Origin of the sequence: Pseudomonas putida (genome assembly GCF_001976065.1) — a bacterium.
Lineage (GTDB): Bacteria > Pseudomonadota > Gammaproteobacteria > Pseudomonadales > Pseudomonadaceae > Aquipseudomonas > Aquipseudomonas serbica.
The window spans coordinates 1-19219 of the sequence record NZ_MNAH01000001.1 but is presented as its reverse complement, the minus strand read 5'-3'; the positions used below and the strand labels follow the sequence as shown (position 1 = coordinate 19219).

Here is a 19219-nt window from a genome sequence, read left to right as displayed (position 1 = left end):
AGATCCTTGTAGGCGCTAATCACACAGCGCGACAGCATTGGCAGTCGTCCCGTACCTGACAGCCATGCACAAGCCATTGACCAGGCTTATGTCGTGCGGAGTAAGGCAGCGAATGGCAGTCAGATTAGGGCTGGCGACGATACAGGCCAGCGACTTCGCCCGACTGACGGCCACATTCAAGCGGTTTTTCGAGTACAGAAAACCAATGTCTCTGGGCAGGTAGTCTTCATTCGAGGTCGCCATCGAAACGATGACAATCTCCGCTTCTTGCCCCTGAAACTTATCCACAGTGCCGACACGAGCGCCCGCTGGCAGCACCTGTTTCAACAACTGCACTTGCAGGTTATAGGGTGCTACTACCAGGATGTTTTCGATGCATATCGCGTGCTCGACGCCCTTGTTATCCACATAACGCTGCCGCAAGAAGTATGCGAAAAGCGCTTTGACTTGCTCCGCTTCTTCGTCCGAACTCTGGCTGTTGCCATCGTGCGCCACAGGGCAAAACATTAGCCCGCTGTCCGGCACATCCGGTCGTTGGCCATCCAGTAACAACACCCGTCGCTCGGTACCAGGCGCCGAGGAAAGTTGCCCTTCGTACACAGCTTGCGAAATGAATGAGCAAACCTTGGGGTGCATCCGCCAGGTTTGCGCCAGGAACACTCCACGATTAAGCGCGATGATGGGCGTGCCATTCAGCAGATAGTCGAGGATAGAGTCCCCGGAACGGCCTGGATGCACGCCTTGCACCGGTTGCGACAATTGCATCTGATCGCCCATCAGGACGATGTTGCGAGCAGCCATGCCCATCGTGACCAGATTCGCCACACTTACCTGACCAGCCTCGTCGATAAAGAGGTAGTCCAGTTGCTCGGTGAAGGCGGGATCGGCAAATAGCCAGGCAGTGCCGGCCGTCAAGTCAATGTTCGGCCCCCAGGCATCGAGGAACTCACTCTTGTCCTCAATGGAACGAATGCAGCGGCCGGTGAACTCCGTGCCTTCTCCCTCCGAGGACTTTTTCAATCCCTCAAAAGTGAATCCCTCTTCTTGTGCACGACACTCAACGGCCGCCAACAGATTATTGATGGCGTGGTGCGAATTGGAAGTTACGCCGATGCGCTTGCCCGCCTTGAGCAAGTCAACGATGACGTGCGAGCCGGTGTAGGTCTTGCCTGCGCCTGGCGGCCCCTGAATAAACAGCACGCTGTGCTCGAGGTTTCGCACCACCTGCTTGATGGCATCAATCGTCGGCAGGCTTGAATCAAGCAGTGGTGCACCCGGCTTGGCGCCCTTCACCCGCGGGGCGCGTCGATACAGAAAGTCGGTAACCGCCTGGAAGCGCTGCTCGCCAGCCAGGACGTTGTCGGCATATCGATACAGCGCCTCTCGCAGCGATTTAGTCGGAATCGGCTGGCCAGGAATCATGTCGAAGCAATCAGGCGGAGCTTTATTCACGGTGGCCTGGAATGTCGCCAGACACTTTTCATAGTCCAGATGAACCAGCTGTACCGCGTTCAGGGACTCACTGATGGCCCCTTTAGAACCGCTGCGCATTTTGGTTTCCTGAGGATCGAAGCTGTACTCAAACAAAAATGATTTCTTGATCGGTTCAGGCGGCGTTGTTGTGCGCCGCAAACCGGCCAGGCTCTCGATATCATCTAGCAGTTCCTCGGTTGTCATGTCCTGCCGGCTGAAAAGCTGCCACCACGTCGGCTTATCGGCGCGGCGGTGGAAGTCGAGTAGCTGGAAGGTCAGCAACGTGACCTGTTCCTCGTCACTCATGGCCTCTTCGTCGGTGCGCAGACCACCCAGTAAACGATCGTGATAATTCTCCAGAAGAATCTCGATTTCCTTTTGCTCCACGACTGACTTCTCGCCTTCGGCGGCAGCCCCTGAAAAAGCGCCTGCATTTGACGGCGTGATGTCCAGCAACCAGTTGCGCAGAAGGTAGGTGGATAGCACGTCGTCTTCGTTGTAACGCTCGATCTGCTCAAGCAACTTCGAATCGCCGGTCTCTTTCCATCGCTCATAAAACACGATGCTCGCGCCAGCATTGGTGACGTCGCCGTCACGTCGGCCCATGTAGAAATGCTCGATATTCTTGATCGAATAGCTGGGTTCGGACACCCGGATCGCTTCGCGAACGACCTTGTACAGATCGATCAGCTTGCCGTTGCGCAGCAACCAGTCCACTTGAGCTTCACGCGTGCCGTGCTGGCTCATCAGGCGTTTGATGGCCGTCTCTTCGTAACTTGCGTAGTGGTAAATATGAGCGTCGGGGTAACGCTTGAGATGCCCGATGACCCAGTCGATGAACTGCTCGAAGGCGATCTTTTCTTCATTTCTGGTATGCGCCCAGAACGGTTTGAAGGTTCGCTGCCCATACTCGTCGATGTAAAGACCGAAGAGGTATTCCAGCCCTCCCTCCTCCAGCGGATTGCCCTCCATGTCGAAGAACAGATCACCGTCGACCGCCTTGGGCATCCGATGGAAACCACGCCGTTCACCCAAGACAGGCAGGAGCTCGAACAACGGCACGTCACTGGAACGCCCCTGGAACTGCAAACGCGCCTGATGCCGCAACTTGCTCAATGACTCTGTCTGCAGTTTAGGAATGCGCAGGTCGTCAGTACTGTCCGCCAACTGGTGCAATGTGGTCACGCCGGCACTCTGTAACTTCTTGATTTGCGAACGGCTGATACCCGCTACCGCCGAGAGATGATCGTCCTGCAGTCGTTGTTCGTCGCAGCGATCAAGCCAGGCGCAGAACCCACAATGCCCGCATGGCTCCGGGTAAGTAACGGGTCGCTCGGCACTGTTCACGAACGCTTCGAAACGCTGTAGCACATGCTCCAGATAATCGGCGTAGTCAGCGACCCGAAATGCCTGCTCGGTACGCGCAGCATCACCGAGTACGACATACATAAACGTTGGTTGCACACCTTGGATCGAGATCAGCATTCGTGAATAAAGCGCAACCTGTACAAGGAACTTGGCCTTGGCCGTTTTCGCCAGTTTGGTGTCGATCACCTCATAGCTGTGGTCGCCCAGCGCCGACGCCCGCGGCACTTTGCGCAGGAAGTCGGCATGGCCAATAAAGGCGCCTTCCTGAAGCGACGCCTGGAAGATGATATCGACACCGGCCTTCATGGCCTGGATGGTCAGTACCACCCGACGCGCGAAACTCGGATTGCCCTCGGCAATGTCGACAACGTTGGCGTATTGGTTTTTCAGCCGTTCGAAAAAGGCCGCTTCATGGGCCAGACCTTTGTCCTGGATCAAACGGTTCTGCTCGCTTGCCGCCGCTTTTTCCATAGGGCTTACAAGGTTCTGAAGGTCCAGCGCCGTGAGGTGCTGGCACTCAAGAAAACCGCAGATATCTGAGGCAGAGTACAACTGAATTCCGTTCCGGCTTTGCATGGTCGCTTCCAGTACGGTGAAGCGTCCAGGAACGCTTCACGCTGATTCAATGTCGTGTGTGAGTCAGGCGTCGAGCGAGCATCCGCCGAAAAACTGCTCGAACAACGTCGTCGGCAAATGTTCTGCATCGAGCAGCCCGAAGTGCTTGCCCACGTTGCGCCCCAACGCCATCAGCGTCTTGGCAGAGTTCTCGGTACCTGCATATCCGGCGCTCAAGAGGTAGCCGATGCGTGCCTTTTCAGTCGTCGCCCGCAGATACGCATTGCCCGTGATCAACACATCCACCAAACAGACGCTTGCCCGTTCATCACCCAGGGTGAACGGTTCCAATGTCTCGCTCACCAATGCAGCGCACAACCCATCCTTGCCACCGACGACGATACGTTCGAGTTCTTCGAGCGACCGGCCAAACAGGTCGAATTCATCGATGGAAAACGCGAAACAGTAGCCCTGCGCTGTGGCACGCGTGAGCGGGTTCTCGTTGCGCGGGTTGGCCAACAGCCAGGCAATGAAGGACGCTTTATTGTCGAGCGAACCGCTGTGGCGGAAGGCCAGATAGTCCTTTAGGACCTGACTGAAGGGATGCCCGGTTGGCACCCATCCAGTGCTTTCACGTTCACTTTTCTGCGGATCACTCGCTGGCACTGCGGCCTTCGGATCAGTCGCCAGCGTCACATCAAAGCACCGCAGGTCATAGCCGAGCATAAACAGGCTGGCCTCGAAGGCATGGCATCGCGTGGGCAGCGCCCCTTGTTCGGCAAACCAGCCAGTACGTTCGAGCAGGGCGCGGATAATCCAGCCCAACCGCACCTGCCAACGTGCCCATTCGGCATAATCAATCGCCGAAAATTGCGGCGCCGCCAAGCCGTTCAAGAATGCTCCCGGGTTGCGGATCTGGTTGCCACGAGCGGCTCCGGACGGGAACGCCAGCAGAGGTTTGCCGCTCCCCGTCCATTGCTGGCGAAACAATGAATACAGCATGCCTGTCGCTGCGCCGACGCGACTGTCATAGATGGGTGACCCCGACGGATCAAGCAAGGCGTGAATCTTGGTCAGGCCAGCATCGAAACGCTCGACACTGATCGCGTCGAGATCATTCAGATCATTGTCGCCGTCGAGCGACATGAGCCCGGCCATTTCCCGCAGATAGCTCGACAGCTCGCCCTTTTCGGCCAGCCGGTGCAAAAATGGAATGGCTCCCCGGACACCACCCCAACGAAGAATCTGCAAACACGCCTGAAGCGCTTGTTGTTCGTCCCCCCGGTTGACCGCACTCGTCAGCCACTCGCGAAGTTGTCCGAGAGAGCGTTGAGTTTCAGCCCAGGTTTGTGAATCCACCGAATTTTGATGGGTATCTTGCCAGCTTGCTTTCCAGCGGTATTGCTCAAGAATCTGCTCGAAACCCTGGACATCAGCGGTTAAACCGCCCGGCACAAATTTGCTCGCCTTGAAGCGCAGCTTGAACGTCAACGTCGGCAAGTTCGTTGCGAGCCATGCGATGAAGGACTCAACTTCAGGTTGCGCCAGGAACTGTTCGCGCTTCATGCAGACCACCTTGCAGGTAATATCGAATGGCCATACCCTAAGCAAAACCACAGCCCCCGTCCATGTTGTTTGTCCGTACAGGTAAACAAATGGAGCAGGTTCTCAGGCCCTCGATAGAAACTTCTCTACCCATGCCTGGGTTTAATCAAAAATATGTAAAGTTTTCAGACGCTCCCAATCTGTTGACGTACTGCCCATGACCTCAAGGATCGGCACCCCATGGACCATCAAGCACTCAAGACCCGTCATCGACAGGAACGTGAAAGTCATCATCCCAACCTCACCTTGCGTGTTCATCGGGCGCTGAGTTGGCTCAATCGTGCCGAGCAAGCTGACGATGTCGATGGGCGTTTTATCTTCCTGTGGATCGCCTTCAACTCGGCCTACGCCACCGATATTGACGAGCAGTACCGCCTTTCCGAGCAGTCCACGTTCAAGGCGTTCCTGGACAAACTCTGCGCGCTCGACACGGCCAACCTGATCGAGAATCTGGTCTGGTCCGCGTTCTCCGGCAGCATTCGCGCGTTGCTGGACAACCCCTACGTGTTCCAGAGCTTCTGGGATTACCAGAACGGCAAGATCAGCGAGCAACAGTGGACCGAGCGCTTTGCCAGCGGTCGGCGAGCAGCGCAGCAAGCGTTGGCCAACCGCAATACCCCAGCAGTGCTCGGCGTTCTGTTCAATCGAATTTATACATTGCGAAACCAGGTCATGCATGGGGGCGCAACCTGGAACAGCAGTGTGAACCGGGATCAGCTGCGCGACTGCTCAAACCTTCTCGGCAAGTTGGTGCCGGTGATTATTTTGCTGATGCTGGATAACCCGGAAACGCTATGGGGTGATGCTTGTTATCCGGTTGTTTCTTAGGTCGTGGGACTTTCCAATCACGCGATCACAAACGAAGTGATTCCGCTGGCTGTTCATCCTCATCACCTAACTTGCCACTGTCGAGCATGACATCTTCGTCCTCAATCAGAGGGATTGCGAAAAAGCGGGGACTTTGGGCGCAAACTGCGCCCGTTCCCGCCCACGAACTGTTCAAGGAAAGAATGCAATGATCAAGAAATCGGTATCGGAGCTCTCGTTCGTCAACAAAGGGTCGCCATTGCCCACTGTCGAGGTCGACTCGCACTCCGTCGAAAATGCGGGCTTTAGTATCTACCGCACTGTGATGCAGGTACTGACCCAGTTGGCCGAACAGGACGCATCACTTCGCGCAACCCTTTACATGTACGCTTCTGCCAGCGTCAATTTCCGTGAGCAGAGCTGGTCTGAATTCCTGTTGGTTGCCGGCCCTAATAAGGTTCTACTGGCCTTGGGCGCTGGCTTCGAGCGGTTGCCAGCGGTGAAGTCGCGGTTCAGCGATTACGTTTCGTCCTCCATAGCCCTGCGCACCTTTCATGTCGAGGATGGGCTGGTATGGGAGCAGGAGGACGCCTGCACTTGGTATTCCAATGGTCAGAGCCTGGCTGACCTGACCGCTGAGGCCGAAGAGGCGGAAGAGGCGGAAGAGGCGGAAGAGGCGGAAGAGGCCGATGATGATCCGGAACTTATAGAGGGGGATGAAGAGGACGAGGACTGGGATGTCGAGGAACCAGATGCCGAGGATGAGCAGGGTGCAGACCAGGCCGTGGCCACTGCCGAGCGAAGGGCGGCGCGCTATCGGGCCGCACGTTCGGATGCGAAGGTCAGCAGCATTCGGGCAGCCATCGAGGAAGTCTTTGGTCTACCGGAAGGTTCGGTCGCGCTCTGTGGACCGGATCGGCGTGCGCTGCGGGGAGATGCCCGGATCAGGACGTTGCGCAAACGCTGGGAAGAGAGCTGAGCAGGGGAGCAGATAAATGACGCATGAATCTCCTGTCCGGGTCAGCACCCTGGCATTCGACGATCTGCTAAAGGTAGGTTGGCCATTGGCACTGGACAGTTATCAGCGCGGCTTCGTGTGGGGCCCGGACAAGCTGTTGCAACTGACCAGTGATCTCGCAGAGTTCGCAGGCCAGCCGGACAAAACCTTGCCTTACTACATTGGCGCGGTATTGCTGCATCGCGATGTGCACCAATCGAGAAGGTTCATCATCGATGGTCAGCAGCGCATCACGGCGTTGTCGCTGCTGTATCACCGCGCGACCGGTGCACTGCCAGCGGGCCAGGTGCTCAGCTATTCGGGGCAGTCCGCACGACATATCCGTGAAGGGATTCAGGCGTTGAAGCAGCAAGAGCCGATTGCACCGGAGATCATCGGAAAGCTTCGTCTGACGGTGATCGAGGTGGACAGCAGCGACCTTGCCTTCACCTTTTTCGATACCCAGAACAATCGCGGCGTGCCTCTGCGGGCCACCGACCTGCTCAAGGCCTATCACCTGCGTGCGATCGATCACGCAGACGCTGAGGGCGATCTGAAGACAGCCCTGCAGCAGCACTGCGCCGAGCGCTGGGAGGCGCTGCAACGTCAACCCGCGATACTGTCGCCCGGCCAGGATTTTGCCCCCAACCTGTTCAATCGTTTTCTCTGGCGTGCGCGGCGTTGGCGCGGTGCGCAAACTCCAGCGGGCAGACACGAGACGCTGCTGACCGAGTTCCAGTGCGACACATGGAACCACGTTGCGGACAGCCGCAGCAGCGTCGACAGCGTGCCGCTCTACGCCACCCGACACAATCGGCTGGCAACTGCGTTGACGCTGACGGGCGACGGAGAGCACGTACTGCACGGCAGTCAACTGCGCATCAGCCACAACCCCGCGAACTTGCCGATGGCACTGCGCCAGCCCATTCATGAGGGCGTGGGCTTCTTTCTCTACGCAGACAAGTATGCCGCCCTGCTGCAGAGGCTGATGAACGATCCTGCGCCGTGCGCGCAGGTGAGTTTTTTCCGCGCGATATATCGACAGCTGCTGTGCAACAACCAGGAGTATCTGCGCGAAATTTTCATGCTCTGCAGCCTGGTGTACATGGATCAGTTCGAAGTCGAGCAACTGACCGCGTTTGCCTTACGCCTGGAGTTTCTGCTGGGCGCAATTCGCCTGGAGAAAAAACAGGTCAAGCAGGAAACCGCCGCCAACTTCTTCAGGTTGGCCGAGCTAAACCTGCTGGATGTGATCGCACAAAGCTACCATCCGAAACAGGTGCTGGACTTTCTGCAAAAGCGCCAACAGGCCGTGGCATCGTTGTATGCCGATGAAACGATTGAAGTGGGGAATGGTGTGCAAGGTCGATACAAACGGGCTGTTCTGGCGTTCTACAAGGTGCAGGCGGATCCTGAATGCCGCAACCTTGCGGACAAATCGCAATGGCTTGAGGTGTTTCTTAAAGCCTCCCATGGAGGTCGCCATGAGCATTGATTCCAGCCTCTGCACTCTGCAACAGCTGGCCAACAGGAAAGACGCTGCGTGGTGTTTCAATGTGCCGATCTACCAGCGCCTGTATGTGTGGGGTGATGAGCAGATCAAAACACTGCTGACAGACATCGCCAATGCTTTCGATCGAGGCGACACGCAGTTCTTCCTGGGCGGCACGCTGTTGGTGGAAAAAACCACCGATGAAGATCGCAATCAGGGCATGCGCCGCTTCGACCTGATCGACGGCCAGCAGCGTTTCACCACGTTGTGGATGCTCAGCACGGTGCCGGTATGGAGCCAGGTGATGGAGGACTTCAGTAGGGTTGTGCTGAAGGAAAGGACGATTCCGCGTCTGCACTTCTCAATCCGGGAGCAGGTGAACGACTTCCTTGCCAGCATGATGCCGGGGGGGAAAGCGACGAGCAGCGAAATCATCGACACTCAGAGCATGAGAGAGGCTCAGCAATTGATGGCCTCCTTCGCGCAGACCTACAAGCGTGCGGACGGCGGGCCTGTTGATGATGAATATCTCAAGGCGCTGGCCAGCTTTGTGTATCGCAATGTATCGCTGGTGCTCACGCAAGTACCTGAGGGCATGGACCTGAACAAGCTGTTCGAAGTCATCAACAACCGTGGTATCCAGCTACAGCACCACGAGATCCTCAAGGCTAGGTTGCTGCAGGACATCCCCGCGGAAAGCCGTTTCCGTTTCGCGGCATTGTGGAATGCCTGTGCCGACATGAGTGGCTTTGTCGAGCGCAATCTGTGTCTGGAAACCCAGCTGGAGGCGCACCGACTGGGGGATCTCTATAACAAGGGGCAACTGCTCCATGCAGGCGCCGTACACGGGTTGCTCGATCGAAAGACCGACTCCGCGCAAACGGATGGCTACGACCGCCTGACCTTGCAGGCCATCGTTGACGGCTCTGTTACCGATATCGGCGCGTCTCCGGCAGCAATCGCCGAGGATGACGGAGAAGCCCCCTGGGCGCGGAGCATCATCGGCTTTCCACTCTTCTTGCTTCATGTGTTGCGTATCTGGCTGAAGGAGCAAGGGCAGGCGGATCTGCCGCGTGTGCTGGATCGGCAGTTGCTCGCCCTGTTTGAAGCCCACTTGCTGGCGCCAGCGGATTCGGCGCAGCGTGTGGCGAGGGCGCAAGGGTTCATTGATCTGCTCTGGCGCATGCGTGTGCTGTGGGACGAGTATGTGATCAAGTGGGTCGATCAGGGCGATGACGAAATCCATCAGGTCTGCCACACCTCGATTTCCGCCAGTGAAGACAAGCGTTACATCAATCGCAGTCGCGACAATGCCGTGCACCAGGGCCTATCGTTGCTGCAGAGCATGCTGTATCACTCGCAGGAAATCACCACCCATTACTGGCTGACCCCCTTCCTGTACTTTATCCACAAGCATGCGCACACCGTGCGGGGTGGTGGCGGTGAAATCGAGCGGTACTACGGCTTCCTATGCCATCTGGATAACCAGCTGCTTGGAGAAGTGACGGATGCTGCGCTGGTCGTACGTAGCCGCCGGTTCATGGACGATCCCTGGCGTACCGCTTCGGCGCTGCAGTTCGAAGCTGTGCTGACGGAGGACCATGGCGTCAGATTTGCGCATTACTGGTTCTATAAACTGGACTTCGTGCTTTGGTATGAACAGCAACGTGATCATGAGTTCTGGGGCAATTTCCGTTTCACCGCGAAGAACTCGGTAGAGCATATTTCGCCGCAGACCCCACAGGCGATCGATACCAACACGGTCTCGCGGGATTGGCTGGACCGCTTTGGCAATCTCGCGCTTGTCTCGCGCAGTATCAACTCGGAGTACGGTAATCTGCCCTACAACGAAAAGCGCCAGCGATTCCTCAACAAGCGGGCGTACGAGAAGCGACCTGACTCCCTGAAAATGGACTTGATCTATTCGAAGGAAACGTGGGGAGAGGTCGCGGCCGATGCTCATCAGGCTGCCATGCTGGCGGCAATGCAATGCCATTACCAAAGGGTTTTCACCATCGACTAGGGTGACGGTGAAGCAAGCGTTATCAGCGCTATCCATTAAGCGCAACGACGGGTGATAACCCTGCAGCGATGTCGCCCGATGAATCCACAGCCAGGAGCGACGGTTCAGCATCTACGGCGTAAGCAGGATTACACTGCGAACCACTGAGATGATGCCATCGCGTGCAAGCCCGCTCCCGCAAAGCTTGGAGCCCAATCCCTTACTACCGTCCATTTGGGTCGATCTCAGTCTGCCACGACCGGCTAATGACGACCCAAAGTTCCCTGTCGCAGCAGCTAGAAAATCAGGGGAGATTTAGCGTGCCAGATGGGTCTGAGCATATGTTCACTGAGAAGAGCCAAAATTCATTAAAAAGCTGGTCACATAGGCCTGGCAAGACGTGGCCCGAAAACGTGTGTATGGATTAGATTACCCGTCATTTGAGAAGCGCGAAGAGTACATCCAGTGAAATTTCCACATTGGTGTCTGGTTCGTAGAAACAATCATCTAACGGATCCGTCCAAACCAACTCCCCGGTCAAAGGCCGTCGCATGCAGTTACTCAGCCGCAGGTCCATCGACTCAATCCCCGGAAACTCCGCCGCCAGCGCCAGCGTTTCCATCAACCCAGCATACTGCCTGTGAGCGCGCGCCAGTTCACGACATTGCTGTGCAACAACGGGTAAGTCCCTCGAGCCAGGCTGCCCCTCTTCATCGAATCGCGCAAGCCAAGCCTCAAGAACAGGCTCGCTGCCCACTTCAATATCAACCAGGCGCTCGACCTGCGCTAGCCAGTAGAACTCTACCTCAGGGCCAGACTCGTAGGTGTCCGATAACGCCACCGCACCATAGTTGTGCAGTACCCTGACCACGTTTGGGTTACCCGCAGCCGATTGTTGCGCCAGGAAGTTATGGCCACTGCCTTGCAGGGTTAGCCGCAGCAAACTGTCACCCTTCTCGAAGATAGTTGAACTGGAACCGGTCTTGAATACCTTCGCGCCTTTGAGTGGCAAGGTTTCCAGCAGCCGGTCGAAATTCGGGGTCGGGAAACGCACGCAGATGTGTTCGCTCATTGTGTTCTTCCATAACAGATTGATGGGCCTGCCAAGCGCAAACTTCGGCTCATTTTGACAACGACAATTCAGCTTGTAGCCGGTTTTATTTCAAGCAGGCCTTCCACCACAGCATTGACGTCTGCCAGGCCGCCAATGCTCACAAGCCAGCCATAAGTGATGGGTTGCTTGCCATTATGCAATTTCGATGGAAACTTCGACATGCTTGAGTGGTGTCGATGGCCTGTGCTGACGGCGATTTCCGCCAGCAGATCTACCAAGTGCCCCCTGATGATGTTGGGGTGAACCATCAGACAGATGTTGTTGATGCGGGTCCTTGCTTTCAATAAATAGACCGTCTGGCCGGCAGCGCAAAACTCTGCAAGGTATTTGCTCTCCCTAACGAGCACGTATCCGCTCTGTTCAATCTGCTTGATCACCTTATTGGTGAATTCATCGCATGGGACAGCTACGGTCTTGCGGGCTGGCTTGGCCGGAGGCGGTGGGGCAAGGGCAGCTTGGGTACTATCCGGTAGAGGGACGGCGCGTGGCGGTTCCGACATTGGCGCAGCGCCGCACAGAAGCAACGCAGTTGCGCCAGCCATTCGCGCATAGGCCCGATCGAGTTTCGCAACTCTGTGACGTACAGGGTCTGCTGGCTTCAGGTCACTGAGTGTTTTATCTCTGATATACACACTCGGTGCGCTGCCGCCACTGGTTGAAGGATGGCAGAAAGAACCCAGAAACTGCCGGGCGTGCAGATACCCGTTATCGACGCACCATTGCAACGCGTCTTCGGGGCAATCGCCCAGGCCGATATACAGGGCGTCTGGGTTAATTTCGCGGAGTGTGGAGACGAAGCAGTCCATGAAGCACTCTCGAAATAAAGGGGAAGCCATCAGGTAGGCAAATGAGCCCGCAAACATGGATTCGCCGCCCTCAGGCGTTGTTGTAAAGGCCGCGTGAGGTATGACCGAGGTTCCGTGGAACAAGTCGGCGTTTTCTTCCCACAGGGACTCTACATTTGGAATGCGCAGGATCTTGTCGAACTTGAAGTGCCGCAGATAGCGCAGCAAGTTTGGGCGCATGGCGCTGCCACCGAATGCACCAAGTTTTTTCACTTCATGAAGCAGCGTTGCAGTCGGGATGCCAACGGCCATTAGTCGCTGGACTTCGCCGTACGCCAATCGCAGCTGGTTGGGGCCTGGGGTGATGCCCACGATGACCAACTTGGCATCAGCGTTGACGTGTTCGAAAGGGATATACCTGAGGATGTCTCTGCCTGTGTTTTCAATCACGAGCTCGGGACTGTTGGCGCCCGCCGTGCCGAGCCTGCGGATGGCAGGTGAGTAGCGCTCGAAAAGTGTGTGGTCCATCGAGTTGTTCTCCTGATCTGTTCGAGCTCGTTCCGTTAGTAGGGCAGTTGCTCAGCGGTGCCGGTGTTGGGCCGGTATTTTCTCGGTCCGAATCAGTCGCTCGCGCTCTTCGACTCGTCCGCCACGGTTGATAGGGGCCTACCTGTATCCTGCCGACGGAATCGGCTCTGGGAGGCGCCTGGGTTACTCGGCGCGCAGCGTTAGGGTTGTTGTAGTTATGGGTTACCAGAGCTGCTCGTCGCGAACTGCTGCTTCTGGCCATTTGTTGCCCTTCCTGACAGGCAGCAATCGGCCAATTCTGTTGAAAACAGTCGGCCATAGTCTCCACGGCAGAAAAGTACGTACTTGAAATTGAAATTTTTATTTTGAGCAGAGTACTCCGGCTCAGATTTCGCGTAACTGCGCGCTAAAAAAGACGTTTTCAGCCGTCAGCATGCGGGCAGTCTGGAAGGACTTACTTTTTCACCAGAATCGGCCAATATCGGTCACTCTCGAAGGCCCGCGATGCAGCATGGAAGCGGATCAAGCTTCTGTTTTCTCCTGTGCGCTAGCTGGAATATTCAACTCACTCAGCGAATCAATAAGGACTTGGATTTCCTCAGGATGCTTAGGCCGGGGTCTGCGCACAATTTCCTTCTTCTCCGCTACCGTTCGTTTTTTATTAGCCGTAATGAACTCCATGAGCCCGCCAAAGATAAAGAACAGTGAAAACCCCAGCGTAAATGGGGCCAGCACTATTCCGATGAATATTCCCAAACATCCGTCCGCCGCTTGATTTGAGTCGTACTCGCATGCCTCAAGTGTCGTCACTTCCTGAGGAGCATAAAGAGCAGCATCGAGCCCGGGAATGTCGGACGCGAAGAGCTCAGACTGCCCCCTTCCGCTTAGAGGCTGGGACGGGTTATTGCTGTACTTTCCAAAAGCGCGATGCTTACTGAGGTGGTCCAGCAGTGTTTGCTCAACATCCCATGCATCCTAGAGCTGCGTGAAGAAAAACACTTTATCGATAAGTTTTTCATCGCCGTGACCACCATACGCCATGCGATCGACCAGGCTAGCCTTGGTCGTGAAGCCAATTTTGTAAAAAAGACCCTGTGGAGTGGTTAGCCGTGCGTAATAGACGTTACCTGCAGGGTTACTAGGCCTGCGGAACCAGCGCTTGAATCTCGTATACAGTGATGCATGTGGCTTGGCCATTCCCTTTATAATTCCCGATAAGTCCGCAGCTGGGACATCCTACAGTGGCGGCATTAAGCCTCCCACCTCAGCCTTGCATCTCCCAGGGCTCGTGAGACGGTAGCTCCAGTTGGTGCTGCCGACTAAGGTCTGCTGTACCTACCTTGAATCGCGCTCAAATTTGTAGTCATTCCATGACTACTTCTGGCCGATTCTATTGAAAAAATCCGGCTGGGTTTTCACGGCAGAAAAATACGTGCCTGAAATTGAGACCCTAGCTTTGAGCAGAGGCTTCCGGACTCGGATTTCACGTTGTAGCGTGCGAGAGAGATGTTTTCACCCATCAATATTCGAGCATTTTGGGCAAACCGACTTTTCAACAGAATCGGCCGATTGCTGCACTTAATCGTCATGGAGGCCGATTACGATTCGACTCAAAAAAAATTCAGTCCTACATCACTGCCATGACATCCACCCCATGGAGCTTAGAACCATGTCATTGCATTGCCCTCTGTGTAACTCCCCCAAGATCGCATCTTTACAAACAGCCATGAAGATTGGCGCAGCTGTTGGAACCGTAGGCGGAGCCACTCGTGGTGCGAGCGCCGCTCTGGCAGCAGGCCAGGTGGGCGCCTATGTCGGCGCTATTGCCGGCCCTCTTGGCATCACCCTCGGCACAGTTTCTGGTGCCATCCTCGGCGGGCTCGCTGGAGGTGCAGGCGGCTGCGCCCTCGGTGCTCAGCTTGGCGAAAAACTCGATCGCCATGTGTTCGCCAACAACCTTTGTCTCGCCTGCAATCATCGCTTCAACCTACCAGCCTAATCCTCTTACAACATTCTTCGGTAAATGCTGCGCGTGCGCAGCATTTATTCCGGCACGCACCCAAAGGAATTACTCCCATGGCTCATCTCGTCGAACAAATGGCATACGTTGGCGCTACCCCTTGGCATGGTTTGGGTAACCACCTGACGCAAAAACAACCGCTGGAAGTTTGGCAGCGCGAAGCCGGCATGAACTGGCAGATTCAGGAAAGTCCAGTTCACTTCAAGGCCGACACTGTCGGCAACCTCGGCACGATTGACTCCTTTCCGGAACAGAAGGTGCTGTATCGCTCCGACACCAAGGCCCCGTTGTCGGTGGTCTCCAACCGCTACCAGGTTGTGCAGCCCCGTGAAGTTCTGGAGTTCTACCGGGATCTGACTGAGGTCTCCGGCTACGAGTTGGAAACAGCTGGGATACTCAAAGGTGGCCGCAAGTTCTGGGCTCTGGCCAGGACCGGGCAGACAACCGTGCTGAAGGGTGACGATCAGGTCAATGGCTATCTGCTGCTAGCCACCTCCTGTGACGGTACGCTGGCCACCACCGCGACCCCGACCACCGTGCGTGTAGTTTGCAACAACACCCTGACCATCTCCCTGAACGGCGCTACCCGCGCAATCAAGGTACCGCACAACACGCGCTTTGATCCGCAGGCCGTGAAGAAACAACTGGGCATCGCCGTCTCGCAATGGGATGAGTTTATGTACCGCATGCGCGCACTGTCGGAACGCAAAGTGCAGTGGCATGAGGCGATGGGCTTCTTTATGAATGTGCTGTGTGACGTAGCCCCCAATAGCCAGCTGCCGGAAGTGCTGCCGAATGAGCGAGCCCTGCGCAAGGTGCAAGGGCTGTACGAAGGCCAAGGTCGTGGAGCGACGCTGGAGTCAGCCCAAGGAACTGCGTGGGGTTTGCTCAATGCTGTGACTGAGTACGTCGATCACGAGCGACGTGCCAGGAGTACTGAATACCGCATGGACTCCGCGTGGTTTGGGGCCGGTGCCAGCCTCAAAGAGCGTGCACTGAACGCCGCGCTGCAACTCGCCGCCTAGCCCCACTCATCTACTCAAAGCGCCTGGTCAGCTTCTGCTGGCCGGGCGTTTTTATGCCGCATAGGAAAACATCATGGAAACGCAAACGCTGCAACAATCCCGCAGTAAACCCCGCCCTGCCTTGCGCCTGGTGGGGACCAAACAACTTCCCCGAGAAGACTGGCTGACTGTGCGCAAACAAGGCATCGGCAGCTCGGATGCCGCCGCTGCCATAGGCCTTAACCCTTACAAATCCCAGTTGGAGCTGTGGCTGGAGAAAACTGGTCGTGACACCTCACTGCCCAAGCTAGATCTCAATGATGAAGAGAGCCCTGCTTACTGGGGCAACATCCTCGAACCGATTGTCGCATCGCATTACACCAAGCGTAGTGGTCACCGGGTACGACGTATCAATGCCGTGCTGCAGCATCCTGATCCTAAACTGCCCTGGATGCTGGCCAACATCGACCGCGAGGTCATCGGCGCCGACGATGTACAGATCCTTGAATGCAAAACTGCCGGCATAAACGGTGCACGCCTCTGGAAAGAGGGCGTGCCCGAGTACGTGCAGTTGCAAGTGATGCACCAGTTGGCCGTGACCGGCAAGCAGGCTGCCGATGTGGCGGTACTGCTGGGTGGCCAGCACCTGGAGATCCATCGCATCGATCGGGACGATTCGATGATTGCTCGGCTGATCGATCTGGAGCGGTTGTTCTGGGATTACGTGGTCAGTGACACCCCACCACCGGCTGATGGCACAGCTTCTGCGGAAGCGGCGCTGCGCTGCCTCTACCCAGAGGATAACGGCCAGACCCTGGATTTCAGTCAACACACGGATCTGGCCAGCACCTACCTGGAGCTCAAGTCTGTTCGCCAAAGCATGGCTCAGCAAGAGACGCGCGAGGCGCAGCTCAAGCAAGCCCTGCAGCAGGCCATGGGCGCAGCCACCCGCGCGGAGTTTGCCGATGGCTACATCAGTTGGAAGAAGTCCAGGGACAGCACCGGGCTGGATGTCGAACAGATGCTCAAGGACAAACCCTACCTACAAGCCCGCTACCCCAAGATCAAAACAGGCAGTCGCCGCTTTTTGATTAGCTGAACCATACCCCGTCTCCCAAACCACCTGGACCGTTTCCATCCTGGTGGCTTTTTTATTTCCAGATCAAGGATAACCAACATGCTCAAAGGTTTAGCCATTACTCCTCCGGTACTCGGGCGTATTTCCATCGGCAAGGTCGTCGAGAAAAACGGCAAACGTTTGCCGGAGAAAGATGATCAGTTCACTATTACTTCGCAGGTACAGAACCGCGACGGCTGGCTGCTGCACCCGCTCAATGAGGAACTGCGCAATGGCCAGGACGGCAAGCTACGCAGCATTCCGATCCGTTTGTTGTTCAACGAGCCGGACCTCAACTTTCGGGCTGACTACAGTCTGTTCGACCGTAACACCGGTCGGCCGGTGTGCGTCGGCAATGGTGAGACCTGCAAGCGCTTGACCAAGGACGGAATCCAGTCGTTGCCCTGCCCTTCACCGGATGGCTGCTCACTGGCCCAAGGCAATGCCTGCAAGCCTTACGGCCGGCTGAACGTGGTAATTGGTTACGATGATCCGCTAGGTAGTTTTGTCTTCCGCACCACCGGTTTTAACAGCATTCGCACTCTGGCGGCACGCCTGCAGTATTTCCAGGCCATCTCCGGCAACCGCCTGGCCTGTCTGCCACTGGAGCTACGCCTGCGCGGTAAGTCCACCCGCCAAAGCCATGGCACTCCAATCTTCTACGTGGACATCACCGTGCGCAGAGGCTTAAGCATGGAAGACGCCTTGCTGGAAGCCAAGCAGCTTGATGAAACCCGACAAGTCTCTGGCTTTGACCAGACCGCATTGGATCGCGTGGCACGACAGGGCTTTAACAACGGCGCCTTTGAAGACAGTGAGGAGGACACCGGCGCCATCGTCGAGGAGTTCTTCCCCGCAGCTGAAGATCAGCCCGGCAAGGAAGAAGTCACCCCCAAACCAGCAGCCCTTACCAAAACATCACTGGCACAAAAGCTGGAATCTAAACCCCTCCAAAGCAGCAGTGACCACTCCGCTCGCGCCCACTGATCAAACTTCCAACATGACCAAGGTATTCCAATGCAGGAGAGTCCCCATGAAATATCACAAGCTCATAGCCGGTGAAGAGACCGGTACTTATGTAATGGAATCACCAGTCACCGAGGCCGACATCCTGCAGATGGCTCAACAACTCGCGATGAGTCGTCTATCTAAAGGACGAGCCTTGACTGAGCCGAAGCAAGTATTCAGCCATCTACAAACACTGTTGCAGTACCACGAGCATGAGGTCTTTGCGTTATTGCTGCTCGATACCAAGCACCGGGTGATTGGTTTCCGAGAGCTATTCAGAGGCACCCTGGATGGAACCAGCGTGTCCCCAAGGGAAGTGGTCAAGATCGCCCTGGAACACAACGCTGTCGCCGTGATCCTTGTTCATTTTGTGGCGCGCCACAAAATGACACATAACCATCCCTTCGGATCCCCGGAGCCTAGTCAAACCGATCGTATGCTGACCACAACTCTCAAGAACGCTCTCAACATGATCGGCACCCGGATTTGGATCATGTTGTCGTGGGGTATGAGGGCTTTGCCTCGTTTGCCGAACGGGGTTACCTGTAACCCAAAAAAGCTGGTTTAGTTACTCCGTCCAACAGACTCGCCCTGGTCAATGCCGAAGCGGTAATTGGCACGGTAAGCTCCCATTTCATTGGAGCTTATTTTTTGTCATGCCCCCTAGGTGACTTCGCCGGACGGTTACTTGCAGATGCTTTTTCCTGCGGACAAAACAAAACCCCTATCTGCATGCGCAGATAGGGGTTTCGGAATTTAATCTTGACGATGACCTACTCTCACATGGGGAAACCCCACACTACCATCGGCGATGCATCGTTTCACTTCTGAGTTCGGGATGGGATCAGGTGGTTCCAACGCTCTATGGTCGTCAAGAAATTCGGGTACTGAGTCGTGGCCGGTTGGCCTCGCTTCAGCAAATTGGGTATGTGACAGCTTGGTGTTTTGTGAGTATCTCGAACTTTCGGTTCGTTTCGTCTTCACACACCGCAATCTGGCCTCTCTCGAGTTCGCAAATTGCTTGGGTGTTATATGGTCAAGCCTCACGGGCAATTAGTATTGGTTAGCTCAACGCCTCACAGCGCTTACACACCCAACCTATCAACGTCGTAGTCTTCGACGGCCCTTCAGGGGACTCAAGGTCCCAGTGAGATCTCATCTTGAGGCTAGTTTCCCGCTTAGATGCTTTCAGCGGTTATCTATTCCGAACATAGCTACCCGGCAATGCCACTGGCGTGACAACCGGAACACCAGAGGTTCGTCCACTCCGGTCCTCTCGTACTAGGAGCAGCCCCTCTCAAATCTCAAACGTCCACGGCAGATAGGGACCGAACTGTCTCACGA

The 19219-nt window shown here is 56.0% G+C and carries 13 protein-coding genes, 2 rRNA genes and 1 pseudogene; 9 read left to right on the top strand and 7 right to left on the bottom strand.

Annotation, left to right across the window (positions count from 1 at the left end):
• Window positions 1-15: 15 nt before the first annotated feature.
• Both BKX96_RS00090 and BKX96_RS00085 read right to left on the bottom strand, forming a co-directional pair.
• Window positions 16-3417, bottom strand: a complete 3402-nt coding sequence (locus BKX96_RS00090; protein ID WP_077182412.1) for a TM0106 family RecB-like putative nuclease — start codon at window positions 3415-3417, stop codon at window positions 16-18.
• Between the two features lie 63 nt (window positions 3418-3480).
• Window positions 3481-4962 carry a hypothetical protein gene (locus BKX96_RS00085; protein ID WP_077182411.1) on the bottom strand — a complete coding sequence of 494 codons (1482 nt, stop codon included), beginning with the start codon at window positions 4960-4962 and terminating at the stop codon, window positions 3481-3483.
• A gap of 219 nt (window positions 4963-5181) precedes the next feature.
• On the opposite strand from BKX96_RS00085, the gene BKX96_RS00080 reads away from it, so the two are divergent.
• The 4 genes from BKX96_RS00080 (at window position 5182) to BKX96_RS00065 (ending at window position 10320) form a co-directional block, all read left to right on the top strand.
• Complete coding sequence (locus tag BKX96_RS00080) at window positions 5182-5829, top strand: HEPN domain-containing protein (RefSeq protein WP_057025050.1); 648 nt, start codon at window positions 5182-5184, stop codon at window positions 5827-5829.
• A gap of 187 nt (window positions 5830-6016) precedes the next feature.
• On the top strand, window positions 6017-6787 hold the full coding sequence (locus BKX96_RS32750) for a hypothetical protein (protein WP_077182410.1): 771 nt from the start codon (window positions 6017-6019) through the stop codon (window positions 6785-6787).
• Between the two features lie 16 nt (window positions 6788-6803).
• On the top strand, window positions 6804-8300 hold the full coding sequence (locus tag BKX96_RS00070) for a DUF262 domain-containing protein (protein WP_057025052.1): 1497 nt from the start codon (window positions 6804-6806) through the stop codon (window positions 8298-8300).
• Entirely contained in the window at window positions 8290-10320 is a 2031-nt protein-coding gene (locus BKX96_RS00065) for a DUF262 domain-containing protein (RefSeq protein ID WP_057025053.1), read from the top strand. The genes BKX96_RS00070 and BKX96_RS00065 overlap by 11 nt, the downstream gene beginning before the upstream one ends.
• A 415-nt stretch (window positions 10321-10735) precedes the next feature.
• Here BKX96_RS00065 and BKX96_RS00060 read toward each other — a convergent pair whose 3' ends face one another.
• From BKX96_RS00060 to BKX96_RS00050, 3 genes are all read right to left on the bottom strand, one after another.
• The gene (locus BKX96_RS00060; RefSeq protein ID WP_077182409.1) at window positions 10736-11371 is read right to left on the bottom strand and encodes a hypothetical protein; all 636 of its coding nucleotides are present in this window, start codon (window positions 11369-11371) and stop codon (window positions 10736-10738) included.
• A gap of 68 nt (window positions 11372-11439) precedes the next feature.
• Complete coding sequence (locus BKX96_RS00055) at window positions 11440-12726, bottom strand: hypothetical protein (RefSeq protein ID WP_057025055.1); 1287 nt, start codon at window positions 12724-12726, stop codon at window positions 11440-11442.
• Window positions 12727-13248: 522 nt separating this feature from the next.
• A complete protein-coding gene (locus BKX96_RS00050; protein ID WP_138233665.1) occupies window positions 13249-13482 on the bottom strand; it encodes a hypothetical protein in 234 nt (77 codons plus the stop codon).
• Window positions 13483-14395: 913 nt separating this feature from the next.
• On the opposite strand from BKX96_RS00050, the gene BKX96_RS00035 reads away from it, so the two are divergent.
• From BKX96_RS00035 to BKX96_RS00015, 5 genes and pseudogenes are all read left to right on the top strand, one after another.
• The gene (locus tag BKX96_RS00035) at window positions 14396-14725 is read left to right on the top strand and encodes a hypothetical protein (RefSeq protein ID WP_077182406.1); all 330 of its coding nucleotides are present in this window, start codon (window positions 14396-14398) and stop codon (window positions 14723-14725) included.
• Between the two features lie 77 nt (window positions 14726-14802).
• Window positions 14803-15771: a DUF932 domain-containing protein gene (locus BKX96_RS00030; RefSeq protein ID WP_057025058.1), complete on the top strand. Its 969-nt coding sequence runs from the start codon at window positions 14803-14805 to the stop codon at window positions 15769-15771.
• A 73-nt stretch (window positions 15772-15844) separates the two neighbouring features.
• Complete coding sequence (locus BKX96_RS00025; protein ID WP_057025059.1) at window positions 15845-16849, top strand: YqaJ viral recombinase family nuclease; 1005 nt, start codon at window positions 15845-15847, stop codon at window positions 16847-16849.
• A gap of 78 nt (window positions 16850-16927) precedes the next feature.
• Window positions 16928-17854, top strand: a complete 927-nt coding sequence (locus tag BKX96_RS00020; protein WP_057025060.1) for a recombination directionality factor — start codon at window positions 16928-16930, stop codon at window positions 17852-17854.
• Between the two features lie 46 nt (window positions 17855-17900).
• Window positions 17901-18424: pseudogene (locus BKX96_RS00015) on the top strand (JAB domain-containing protein).
• Window positions 18425-18635: 211 nt separating this feature from the next.
• On the opposite strand, the gene rrf reads toward BKX96_RS00015, so the two are convergent.
• Window positions 18636-18751: ribosomal RNA gene (gene rrf, locus BKX96_RS00010) — 5S ribosomal RNA — on the bottom strand.
• Window positions 18752-18907: 156 nt separating this feature from the next.
• Window positions 18908-19219 (bottom strand): 23S ribosomal RNA (locus BKX96_RS00005); the annotation flags it as partial.

Excerpts from the sequence above, each read along its gene's own strand:
- BKX96_RS00080 (WP_057025050.1), top strand. The coding sequence starts at position 5,182 with ATGGACCATCAAGCACTCAAGACCCGTCATCGACAGGAACGTGAAAGT.
- BKX96_RS00020 (WP_057025060.1), top strand. The coding sequence starts at position 16,928 with ATGCTCAAAGGTTTAGCCATTACTCCTCCGGTACTCGGGCGTATTTCC.
- BKX96_RS00035 (WP_077182406.1), top strand. The coding sequence starts at position 14,396 with ATGTCATTGCATTGCCCTCTGTGTAACTCCCCCAAGATCGCATCTTTA.
- BKX96_RS00060 (WP_077182409.1), bottom strand. The coding sequence starts at position 11,371 with ATGAGCGAACACATCTGCGTGCGTTTCCCGACCCCGAATTTCGACCGG.
- BKX96_RS00085 (WP_077182411.1), bottom strand. The coding sequence starts at position 4,962 with ATGAAGCGCGAACAGTTCCTGGCGCAACCTGAAGTTGAGTCCTTCATC.
- BKX96_RS00055 (WP_057025055.1), bottom strand. The coding sequence starts at position 12,726 with ATGGACCACACACTTTTCGAGCGCTACTCACCTGCCATCCGCAGGCTC.
- BKX96_RS00090 (WP_077182412.1), bottom strand. The coding sequence starts at position 3,417 with ATGCAAAGCCGGAACGGAATTCAGTTGTACTCTGCCTCAGATATCTGC.
- BKX96_RS00065 (WP_057025053.1), top strand. The coding sequence starts at position 8,290 with ATGAGCATTGATTCCAGCCTCTGCACTCTGCAACAGCTGGCCAACAGG.
- BKX96_RS00030 (WP_057025058.1), top strand. The coding sequence starts at position 14,803 with ATGGCTCATCTCGTCGAACAAATGGCATACGTTGGCGCTACCCCTTGG.
- BKX96_RS32750 (WP_077182410.1), top strand. The coding sequence starts at position 6,017 with ATGATCAAGAAATCGGTATCGGAGCTCTCGTTCGTCAACAAAGGGTCG.
- BKX96_RS00025 (WP_057025059.1), top strand. The coding sequence starts at position 15,845 with ATGGAAACGCAAACGCTGCAACAATCCCGCAGTAAACCCCGCCCTGCC.
- BKX96_RS00070 (WP_057025052.1), top strand. The coding sequence starts at position 6,804 with ATGACGCATGAATCTCCTGTCCGGGTCAGCACCCTGGCATTCGACGAT.